The 11,201-nt window shown below is 43.3% G+C and carries 7 protein-coding genes; 6 read left to right on the plus strand and 1 reads right to left on the minus strand.

The window, feature by feature from the left end; all coding sequences use genetic code 11:
* Window positions 1-31 precede the first annotated feature (31 nt).
* Entirely contained in the window at window positions 32-2,047 is a 2,016-nt protein-coding gene (locus HGR01_RS21660; RefSeq protein WP_045874067.1) for a GspE/PulE family protein, read from the minus strand.
* Between the two features lie 419 nt (window positions 2,048-2,466).
* Between HGR01_RS21660 and grpE the strand changes: the two genes are divergently transcribed.
* The 6 genes from grpE to HGR01_RS21690 all read left to right on the plus strand — a co-directional run bounded on the left by grpE (window position 2,467) and on the right by HGR01_RS21690 (window position 11,020).
* Window positions 2,467-3,213, plus strand: a complete 747-nt coding sequence (grpE, locus tag HGR01_RS21665; RefSeq protein WP_045874066.1) for a nucleotide exchange factor GrpE — start codon at window positions 2,467-2,469, stop codon at window positions 3,211-3,213.
* 332 nt (window positions 3,214-3,545) lie between these two features.
* Window positions 3,546-5,504: a molecular chaperone DnaK gene (dnaK, locus tag HGR01_RS21670; RefSeq protein ID WP_045874065.1), complete on the plus strand. Its 1,959-nt coding sequence runs from the start codon at window positions 3,546-3,548 to the stop codon at window positions 5,502-5,504.
* 782 nt (window positions 5,505-6,286) lie between these two features.
* Window positions 6,287-7,405, plus strand: coding sequence for a molecular chaperone DnaJ (gene dnaJ / locus HGR01_RS21675; protein ID WP_045874064.1), 1,119 nt, complete (start codon window positions 6,287-6,289; stop codon window positions 7,403-7,405).
* Complete coding sequence (locus tag HGR01_RS21680) at window positions 7,405-7,662, plus strand: sulfurtransferase TusA family protein (protein WP_045874063.1); 258 nt, start codon at window positions 7,405-7,407, stop codon at window positions 7,660-7,662. The genes dnaJ and HGR01_RS21680 overlap by 1 nt, the downstream gene beginning before the upstream one ends.
* On the plus strand, window positions 7,659-8,759 hold the full coding sequence (rsgA, locus tag HGR01_RS21685; protein ID WP_045874062.1) for a small ribosomal subunit biogenesis GTPase RsgA: 1,101 nt from the start codon (window positions 7,659-7,661) through the stop codon (window positions 8,757-8,759). The genes HGR01_RS21680 and rsgA overlap by 4 nt, the downstream gene beginning before the upstream one ends.
* Window positions 8,760-9,430: 671 nt before the next feature.
* Complete coding sequence (locus tag HGR01_RS21690) at window positions 9,431-11,020, plus strand: glycoside hydrolase family 57 protein (protein WP_045874061.1); 1,590 nt, start codon at window positions 9,431-9,433, stop codon at window positions 11,018-11,020.
* The last annotated feature ends 181 nt before the right edge of the window (window positions 11,021-11,201 follow it).

An 11,201-nucleotide genomic window follows, 5' to 3' on the forward strand; every position in this document is an offset into this window, starting at 1 on the left:
AGTTGTTAGTTATTTGACTTTTGATGTTTGACTAATCGGTAAAGCGAGGTGTTAGACAGTAGGGACAATCTAGCCATTCTGGTTGTAATGTGGCATCACAAGTGCGGCAAGTCAGACCACTCTTGCGTTTAGCTTTTAATTCCGCTTCTAAACCGGTATCAGTAAAGGTGACTCGTTCAACTTCTTCTAGGGTGGTGGAGCCTTGACGTACTAAATCTAAGCTGTACGCCAGCAAGGTTTTCATCCCTTCTTCTACTGCTACTTCCTTAATCCGTTCCGTTGGTGCTTCTTCGTTGATGAGAGTTTGCAAGTTTTCGGTAATTCGCATTACTTCATAAACACCACAACGTCCTTTATATCCAACGCCATTACAGGTGGAGCATACTTGTTGACCTTTAGCTTTGGCATCCGCTTGGACTTCGTTGGGCAAAGAGTTAGCTTTGTAGAAAGTGACATTCACTTCCTGAGAAGCAGACATACCATAACGAGCCAGTTCTTCGGTTGTAGGAGTATAGGGAATACGACAATCAGGACAAACACGCCTAACTAAGCGTTGTGCCAACACACCAATCAAAGAACTAGAAACCATGAAAGGTTCAATGCCCATTTCTCCCAAACGTGCGATCGCACCTGGGGCATCATTGGTATGTAAGGTGGTTAATACTAAGTGACCTGTTAAGGCTGCCTCAATCGCTGTTTTGGCAGTTTCCTTGTCTCTGGTTTCACCCACGAGTAACACATCTGGGTCTTGCCGCAAAAAAGCCCGCAAAGCGGTAGCAAAATCTAGTCCTTTTTCCCGAATTACCTGTACTTGAGTGATGCCTGGCAAACTGTACTCAATTGGGTCTTCTACTGTACTGATGTTAACTCCGGGATCGTTCTTTTCTGACAATGCTGAATACAGCGAAGTGGTTTTACCAGAGCCAGTTGGGCCGGTAACTAGAATCAAACCAAAGGGACGACTGACCATGTCCTTAACAATATCTAAGGTTTCTTGGTCGGTAATCAGCTTATTCAATCCCAGTTGAGTAGAGGAGTTATCTAAAATCCGCAGACAAATCTTTTCCCCGTAGCGACTGGGTAAGGTGTTGACGCGGAAATCCACTTTACGTCCCTCAAACATCCGCCGGATACGTCCGTCTTGAGGTAAACGTCTCTCAGCAATGTCTAAGCTGGAAATGATTTTAAACCTGGCTGTCACCGCAGCCACGATTTTTTTCGGCAAGGGGTCAAATGCTTGACGCAGTACCCCATCCTTACGAAAGCGAATCCGGAGATTTTCTTCCTGCGGTTCAATATGAATATCCGAAACCTTTTCATGCAAGGCTTTGGCCAAAATTCTATTGACGAGATTGATAACTGGTGCGTCTTCTGCACCCTTCATTGCTGCGCCTAAGTCAGCTTCCATCTCATCAGGAGCATCATCTATATCAAGATTATTCAGGTTTTCTAAATCTTGATTGATATCTGTAAACTTTTCTTGTTCTAGATGTTTTTGCCTAATTGCTAGTTCATCTAAGTATTGATTAATCAGCTGTTGGTAATCTTCCTGGGTAATTACCATGCGCTGCAAAGCTAAACCTTGTGGGCGCAAGATGCGGTTGAGGTCATCCGAAGCTTCCAGGTTATCCGGATCGACCATCGCCACCAAAACGCAAGGTGGGGTTTGGTCGTCATGTTTTGATAGTGGGATTAAGCGATGGCGACGACAAATGTCTACGGGAATGAGGGTTTCAATTAACCTCCCCACCATCGTATTAGCAAGTTGGTTGACTTCCGGATCAAGGAATTCAACCCCGTATAGTATTTTTAGTTCAAATAACTGCTGTTTTTTGTATTGTCTAACTAATTCAGGTGAGAGTTGCCGCCCGGTAATTGACTCTAGTACTTCCGTTAAAGGTGTGCCAGATTTGCGGCTTTCAATGAGTGCCTGTCTCATCTGTTCGTTATTAACATAGCCAGTCTGTACTAGCTTGTTGCCAAAGGGCGAAAACTCTGTTTTTGTGGTTAGAGCGGTACTGCGCCGTTGCGGTGACGAGTAAGTCATATATGAGCAATGGGTAGGGAAAACCTATGAATAAAGTATTCCCAGCCTGTGCCACAGAATTCTCATTTACAGAGAATAAATTATCACTAAATATTTTTCATGCTGAGGGATGGGGACTAGGTAATGGGTAATTGGTAATGGGTAATGGGGAGAAATACCAAATGACAAACGCTCCATACCCATGCTCAATATGGTAAAAAAAATAACTTATAAGTAAAATAATTGAGGTAAAAGGCGATCGCAACTCACTCCCGCAACGACGTTCGGGTTACCGCCCTAGGAGCATATACGCTAATACGTTCACCATTTGTCACAATAAGATGACGGTGACATCACTTCCAGGAAAAGTATGAGCAAGAAAACCACACAAATTAGGGTGGTGAAATTTTGCCGTAAATAGTATCTGGGATGAGTGGACAATGATAGACGAAAATAAACAGGTAAACAATACAAGCCAGCAATTGGGTGAACCAATAGAGGTAAAGCAAGCAATTATGAGCGACTCCGCAGCCCAAATCAACTTAAACGAATCTGGCAGCGACGTGACTGAGCCAGTAGCAGCCACAACAAATGTATCAGGAGATACATCAGCCACACCTGACAATGGTGTTGCAGCTTCTGAGAGAAATGAAGAGCAAGCTGCGGCTTTAGCAGCATTGACTCAACAAATTGAGTCTCTCAAAGGCCAACTAGAAGAGCGCAGTACTCAATATCTGCGAATTGCGGCAGATTTTGAGAATTACCGCAAACGCAACCAAAAAGAAAAAGAAGATTTAGAAGCACAGGTGAAGCGGAATACGATTACGGAATTGCTGCCAGTAGTCGATAATTTTGAGCGGGCGCGATCGCACCTCAAACCCCAAACTGATAGCGAAATGACAATTCATAAAAGCTATCAAGGCGTTTACAAGCAATTAGTGGACTGCTTAAAACGCTTAGGTGTATCGCCAATGCGTCCCGAAGGTCAAGAATTCGATCCTAATCTGCATGAAGCCGTAATGCGCGAACCTACGGATGAACATCCAGAAGGAACAGTGTTAGAAGAGTTAGTACGCGGATATTACTTGGGTGAACGCGTACTGCGCCATGCAATGGTCAAGGTGGCGGCTCCCAAGGAAGATACATTACCTGCACAAGATAATCAGTCGAGTTCTGACAACTCTTAATCTGTAGTTGCTCGCCTCACTGACCAAAAGTGCCTTGGTTGTTGCAAGGGCGAGCATCACAGATCCTAATCAAAGTAGGTCTGTTGACGGTTAGCCGAAGTTTAGCAAGCCGTTATTTAGTGGTAGCTCTCACACAAGGTGCGGCTCTGTGAAAAGAAGCCGCCCCAAAGTCAAAGTAACCCCTCACCGATCCAATGCTGTAACTTCTTGCTTACCCCCAGTCACCTGATTTTCTTAGGCGGTTTCGTGAGTGTTAGCCTGTAGCAAAAAAATAACATAAGATAGTCCGCAAAGCCTCACGGCAGCATAAGTACGTAAATATACTGGATAGTATGGGAAAAGTTATTGGGATCGATTTAGGTACTACGAACAGTTGCGTTGCAGTTTTAGAAGGCGGTCAACCGGTGGTGATCGCTAATTCCGAGGGTGGACGCACTACTCCTAGTATTGTGGGATTTGGTAAGGGGGGCGATCGCTTGGTTGGACAGCTGGCTAAACGACAAGCCGTTACAAATGCCGAAAACACAGTATTTAGTATTAAAAGATTTATTGGTCGTCGCTGGGAAGAAACCTCAGCAGAACGCGAGCGATCGCCTTATCAATGTGTGAAAGGGCGCGATGATACTGTTGATGTGCAAATTCGTGGACGGAACTATACACCGCAAGAAATTTCTGCCATGATTCTGCAGAAGCTCAAACAAGATGCAGAAAATTTCTTAGGTGAAACTGTTACTCAGGCAGTAATTACCGTACCAGCATACTTCACAGATGCCCAAAGACAAGCGACCAAAGACGCAGGTACAATTGCTGGGTTAGAAGTTCTCCGGATCATTAATGAACCCACCTCTGCTGCACTAGCCTTTGGTTTAGATAAGCACAACGAAGAACAGTTAATTTTAGTCTTTGACTTGGGAGGCGGTACTTTTGATGTATCGATCCTGCAACTGGGAGATGGAGTTTTTGAAGTCAAAGCCACCAATGGGAATAATCAATTGGGTGGTGATGACTTTGATGACTGCGTGATTCGCTGGATTATCGAACGTTTCCAGCAACAAGAAAGCATTGACCTTACTCAAGACAAGATGGCGCTGCAACGCCTCAGAGAAGCGGCGGAAAAGGCAAAAATTGAACTTTCTAGCATGGCTAGCACCTCGATTAACTTGCCTTTTATTACTGCTGATGAAACAGGGCCAAAGCATCTAGAACTAGAACTCAGTCGCTCGAAATTTGAAGAACTCACAGCCCATTTGATTGAAGCCACCATTGAACCGATGATTCAAGCGCTCAAGGATGCCGATCACAAAGCGCAAGATATAGATCGGATAATTTTGGTTGGTGGTTCTACTCGCATTCCGGCTGTCCAAAACGCCCTCATCAAGTTTTTCAATGGTAAAACACCTGATCGCTCTATTAACCCTGATGAAGCAGTTGCCTTAGGTGCGGCTGTGCAAGCGGGTGTGATTGGTGGAGAAGTCGATAATCTCCTGCTATTGGATGTAATTCCCCTGTCTTTAGGAATTGAAACTTTAGGAGAAGTTTTTACCAAAATTATTGAACGTAATACGACAATTCCTACTAGCAGATCCCAGGTGTTTTCCACCGCAGTGGATGGGCAAACTTCAGTAGAAATTCATGTCCTACAAGGTGAACGTGCAATGGCGCGGGATAACAAAAGTCTTGGTAAGTTCCTGTTAGCAGGAATTCCCCCAGCCCCCCGAGGTGTGCCACAAATTGAAGTATCTTTTGAAATCGATGTCAATGGCATTCTGAAGGTTGCTGCTCAAGACAAAGGTACTGGTAGAGAACAAAGTATTCGCATTACCAATACAGGTGGCTTGAGTACCCAAGAAGTAGAGAAAATGAGGCAAGCAGCTGAAGCTTTTGCTGAAGAAGATAAACGGCGTAAAGAACTGGTAGAACTTAAAAATCAAGCCGAGAATCTATTCTTCAGTTACGATTCGACTCTCAGAGATAATAGCGACTTAATTGGCGAAGATATGAAAGTTTTGGCCCATGAAAAAGTCAATCAACTGCAAGCTGCAATGACTAACCCGAGTATTTCCATACAGGAATTTCAGCAGTGTTTAGATGACTTCCAAAAAACTTTATTTGCCATTGGTGCTAATGTCTACAACCGTGCTAATAACCAACTTGAAGAGGGGCAAGAAGTCTCCGAAGAATTGTTTACTTCACAACCAGAGCAACCAATTAGTGGCACACTAATACCAGAATTTAACTTTGATTTTGATGACGAAAACACTGCACAGGCTGATTACGAGGCGATAGATTAGGGATTGGAGACTGGGCACTGGGGATTGGAGACAGGGAATTGGCAATAGAAAAAAGGCGACAGACAATTAATTACTAACTCTGAGAAATTACAGATTAACTTCTAATGCGAATTTAGCCGTGAAAGTTTGTAGTTTTGTAGATAGAAACAAAAATCAGACTAAAAGCTAACTTAGAAACTCTTATGTCTTCATAGGCGTTTTTAAATTCACATGAAGCGCAATTAAATATTGAGTATGAGAAATTGGCTATTAAGTAATGGGTATTGATATCAGCAATTAATTAAGAAAGGTATTTTCCAGTCCCTAATCCCTAGCCCCTAGTCCCTAAGACCAAATTTTGCTAGATTGTAGAAGCGAATTGCCGTGGGCTAGAAGGTGTCCCAGCACAGATACCAAAATGCAGATGGGGGGTTTTCCACACCTATTAGTGCGGGTAGCCCCTCTGGTAGATGGCGGGGTTTTTCCTATCTAGGTAGCACAATTGTAAAAGAGACAGCCTCAGGCAATGAGAAAAGAGAGCAGAAATTTGCTTTGCTCATCATTTCCATCGCTTTGATTGTCTTCCACGATCAAAGCACCTGTTGCTAAATATATGCTGGTGATTTTTGTAAAGGGGAAAAGGTAAAATCAATTATTAACAAAAATTAACTTCTACCTTTCGCCCTCTTGCTTCTACCATGCCATGTGCTAACCTGCGGGAATACCTCCTTTCAACAAGCCAGGAAACCCGTTTACAGCATAGGCTCTTCTGCTTTCTTCCTTCTAACTTTTACCTTTGCTATATGGCCCGCGACTATTATGAAATTCTGGGTGTCTCTCGTGACGCCGACAAAGAAGAAATCAAACAAGCCTACCGCCGCCTAGCCCGGAAGTATCACCCAGACGTGAACAAAGAACCGGGAGCAGAGGAGCGGTTTAAGGAAATTAATCATGCTTATGAAATACTTTCTGAGCCAGAAATCAGAGAACGTTATAACCGTTTTGGTGAAGCCGGAGTCTCTGGTGGATCTGCTGGCTTCCAAGATGTAAGTGAAGGCTTTGCTGATATCTTTGAAAGCATTTTCAGCGGCTTTGCTGGTGGAATGGGTGGTCAAACACAAAGAAGACGCAGTGGGCCTGTACGAGGTGATGACCTGCGCTTAGACCTGAAGTTAGATTTTAGAGAAGCGGTATTTGGCGGAGAAAAAGAAATTCGCATCTCTCATCTAGAAACCTGTGATATCTGTAGCGGTTCTGGTGCAAAACCGGGAACTCGGCCGCGGACTTGTTCGACTTGTAGCGGTTCTGGTCAAGTACGTCGTGTAACTAGAACACCTTTTGGCAGTTTTACCCAAGTTTCAACTTGTCCTACCTGTAATGGTACGGGGATGGTGATTGAAGATAAATGTGAAGCTTGTGATGGTAAGGGTACAAATCAAATCACCAAAAAACTCAAAATTACCATTCCCGCTGGTGTGGATAATGGTACGCGCTTGCGAATCTCTCAAGAAGGAGATGCAGGACAAAGAGGAGGCCCCCCAGGAGATTTATACGTCTACTTATTCGTGAATGAAGACGAAGAATTTCATCGGGATGGCATTAACATTCTTTCGGAAATTAAAGTTAGTTACCTGCAAGCAATTTTAGGCTGCCGTTTAGAAGTAGATACGGTAGATGGGCCAGTGGAATTAATCATCCCCCCTGGAACCCAGCCGAATACAGTGATGAAGTTAGAAAATCGTGGTGTCCCACGCTTGGGTAATCCTGTGAGCCGGGGTGACCATCTGCTGACGGTACTAATTGATATTCCTACCAAGGTAACCCCAGAGGAGAGAGAATTGTTAGAGAAGCTCGCTAAAATTAAGGGAGACCGCACTGGTAAAGGTGGTCTAGAAGGATTCTTGGGTAATCTGTTTAAGTAATGCAGCTATCTTCTCTCTCATCTCCTGATGCTCAACTTGATTTACGCGGGACTCCTTGCCCGATAAATTTTGTGCGGACAAAATTACGTCTAGAAAAAATGCCACCAGGGAGTTTGCTAGAAGTTTGGCTAGACCCTGGGGAGCCAATTGAGCAAGTTCCTGATAGCTTGGTAATGGCAGGCTATCAGGTAGAACAAATTGCAGATTGCGCTGGTTATTTTTCCTTGTTAGTACGCCGTCCTGCGATCGCCCAATGACAGGAGAAGTTAATTTTGCTACTGGACAGTTACTCGGTACGGTTCTAGCTGTACAGGCAAATTTTTATCAAGTACAGCTGGATTTAGGGGACAAGGAGGAAAAATCAGATGAAAATTTCAGTGCCTCCCCCTATCCCTCCATGCTGCTCTGTACCCGCAGAACACGCTTGAAAAAAATTGGGCAACAGGTAATGGTAGGCGATCGCGTCGTTATTGAAGAACCCGATTGGGCTGGGGGACGTGGGGCGATCGCTGATGTTTTACCTCGTCAAACTGAGTTAGACCGTCCACCAATTGCTAATGCCAACCAACTTTTGCTGGTATTTGCTGTTGCCGATCCGCCTTTGGAACCCTATCAGTTAAGTCGCTTTTTGGTGAAAGGGGAATCTACTAATCTAGATGTGCTGTTATGCCTGAACAAAAGTGATTTAGTTTCACCACAGATGCAACAGGAGATTAGCGATCGCCTGGTTGGGTGGGGATATCAGCCAATATTTATTAGTGTAAAAAATGGTATAAATATTGGCTATTTATCTGAATATTTAAATAATAAAATTACTGTAATTGCTGGCCCATCGGGAGTTGGTAAATCAAGTTTAATTAATTTACTAGTGCCCAATGTTAATTTGCGTGTCGGTGAAGTTTCGGGTAAATTAGCTCGTGGTCGCCACACTACCCGCCACGTAGAGTTATTTGAATTGCCCACTCAAGGATTACTGGCTGATACTCCCGGTTTTAACCAACCTGACCTTGATTGTACTCCCGAAGAATTAGTTCATTACTTCCCCGAAGCCAGAGCGAGGTTAGCTACAGGTAGCTGTCGGTTTAGTGATTGTTTGCATCGAGAAGAACCTGATTGCGCCGTGCGGGGAGATTGGGAACGCTATCCACATTATTTGGAATTTTTGTCTGATGCGATCGCCTATCAAACTCAGCGTCAACAACAAGCAGATCCTGAATCAACACTGAAGTTGAAAACTAAAGGCAAAGGTCAGGCTCAATACGAACCAAAATTAGAGAGTAAAAAATATCGTCGTGTGGCTCGTAAGACACAACTGCAAGCGTTACAGGATTTATACCAAGACAGTGAAGAATGAAGCGCCTAAACGCGCAATACCTTGCCTATAAAGGCTTTAGCATATTTTAATGACGGTCATATTAACATGAGAAAACCTACAAAGTAAAGACTTTGTAGGCAAGATTTACATTATAGGATAGCTTTATCGTAACACTTGCCTAATGCAACTACTTGCTTGATAGGAAAATTATACGAACTTGATCTAATCGATAAACTTTTTAAATTAATGCGTAAATAGCTTTAAAGCTATACAGTTTTATTTTAATTGTCAATTCTCATCAAACCATAAAATTTATTTATTAATTGTCAAACTAAAGTCTTACAGGTGATAAAACATATCAGTATTTGGCGCTAAGAGAGTCTGGCATCTTGAAGACTCAATATGCTTTGATGCAGGCAATATTTAATATGTATTTAGTAGTTTGACCTGAGGGCTAGAACTTGTAATTCTCAGTGAGAATTGTTCATTCCACATTATTAGGATTTGGCGGAATGAGACAGGAACCGAACAGTCTCTCGCCACTACACAACATAATTTGTGGTAGAGATAGCGATTATTTTGTTGTGCAACGATATTTTCTAGAGAAAAAATCATTAATTAATGTCACAACTCCAATAAAGTCTTAAAATATTGTTAATTTCTGCTAAACCCCTCGACCTTCAATTTCCACGTACCACCCCAGAATAATTATGGCTATAGGCTACGTCGCGCTTGTTCTCCACGCACATCTACCCTTCGTTCGTCACCCAGAAAGTGATTATGTGTTGGAGGAAGAATGGCTATATGAAGCCATTACTGAAACTTATATTCCCTTATTGAAAGTATTTGAAGGACTAAAGCGAGACGGTATCGACTTTAAAATCACGATGAGCATGACACCACCTTTGGTATCAATGCTCCGCGATCCCTTGTTACAAGAACGTTATGATGCACACTTAGCCCAACTAGAAGAACTGATCGAACTAGAAGCGGAGCGTAATATTCATAATGGACATTTGAAGTATTTAGCAGAACATTACGCTACTGAGTTTAATGAAGCGCGTCAGATATGGGAACGCTATAAGGGTGATTTGGTAACTGCTTTTAAGGAGTACCAAGATACAAATAACCTGGAAATTATTACTTGTGGTGCTACCCACGGCTATTTCCCACTTATGAAAATGTATCCACAGGCTGTGTGGGCACAAATTCAAGTAGCTTGTGAACACTATGAGGAAACCTTTGGTAAACCACCAAGAGGCATTTGGTTGCCTGAGTGTGCTTACTATGAAGGTGTCGAACGGATGCTGGCAGATGCAGGGTTGCGCTACTTCCTCACCGATGGTCATGGTATTCTTTATGCCCGTCCCCGCCCTCGGTTTGGCACCTATGCCCCCATCTTTACCGAAACTGGTGTGGCTGCTTTTGGACGCGATCACGAATCTTCTCAACAGGTATGGTCTTCTGAGGTGGGCTATCCTGGTGCAGCAGAATACCGCGAGTTTTACAAAGATTTGGGCTGGGAAGCAGAATATGAGTATATTAAGCCCTACATCATGCCCAACGGACAGAGGAAAAATACGGGCATCAAGTATCACAAAATTACTGGACGTGGGTTAGGTCTTTCCGATAAAGCCCTTTATGACCCCTACTGGGCGAGAGAAAAAGCAGCAGAACATGCCGCTAACTTTATGTATAATCGGGAACGGCAAGCTGAACATTTACATGGGATCATGCAGCGTCCGCCGATTATTGTTTCGCCCTATGATGCAGAGTTATTTGGACATTGGTGGTATGAAGGCCCCTGGTTTATTGATTACTTGTTCCGTAAATCATGGTATGACCAAAAAACCTATGCCATGACGCACTTAGCAGATTATTTACGCGAACAGCCGACTCAACAAGTTTGTCGTCCTTCACAGTCGAGTTGGGGTTACAAAGGATTCCATGAATATTGGTTAAATGATACCAATGCATGGATTTATCCCCATTTGCACAAAGCGGCGGAACGGATGATTGAAATTTCGCACTTGGAACCAGAAGATGAATTGCAGTGGAAAGCTTTAAACCAAGCAGCGCGGGAATTATTATTAGCACAATCTTCCGACTGGGCATTTATCATGCGGACAGGAACAATGGTTCCTTATGCGGTGAGAAGAACGCGATCGCACTTGATGCGCTTCAATAAAATTTACGATGATGTAAAAATTGGCAAAGTTGATAGCGGTTGGTTAGAAAAAGTCGAATTGATGGATAATATCTTTCCGAGTATCAACTATCGCGTTTATCGTCCGTTGTAATTAGGGATTGGGGATTGGGGACTGGGGACTGGGGACTGGGGACTGGGAATTTTATTCTGAACGGGTGGTGAGCCGCCCGTTAGATGTTTCCAAATAAATATATATAAAATTAGGGTGGGCATTGCCTATCCTAATTTTTTTTGGTGAAGTGTTCGAGCGATCGCTGTAATTTTCTCAATTA

The organism is Tolypothrix sp. PCC 7712 (genome assembly GCF_025860405.1).
GTDB lineage: Bacteria > Cyanobacteriota > Cyanobacteriia > Cyanobacteriales > Nostocaceae > Aulosira > Aulosira diplosiphon.

Coding starts and splice junctions, on each gene's coding strand:
- HGR01_RS21660 (WP_045874067.1), bottom strand. CDS start 2,047: ATGACTTACTCGTCACCGCAACGGCGCAGTACCGCTCTAACCACAAAA.
- grpE (WP_045874066.1), top strand. CDS start 2,467: ATGATAGACGAAAATAAACAGGTAAACAATACAAGCCAGCAATTGGGT.
- dnaK (WP_045874065.1), top strand. CDS start 3,546: ATGGGAAAAGTTATTGGGATCGATTTAGGTACTACGAACAGTTGCGTT.
- dnaJ (WP_045874064.1), top strand. CDS start 6,287: ATGGCCCGCGACTATTATGAAATTCTGGGTGTCTCTCGTGACGCCGAC.
- HGR01_RS21680 (WP_045874063.1), top strand. CDS start 7,405: ATGCAGCTATCTTCTCTCTCATCTCCTGATGCTCAACTTGATTTACGC.
- rsgA (WP_045874062.1), top strand. CDS start 7,659: ATGACAGGAGAAGTTAATTTTGCTACTGGACAGTTACTCGGTACGGTT.
- HGR01_RS21690 (WP_045874061.1), top strand. CDS start 9,431: ATGGCTATAGGCTACGTCGCGCTTGTTCTCCACGCACATCTACCCTTC.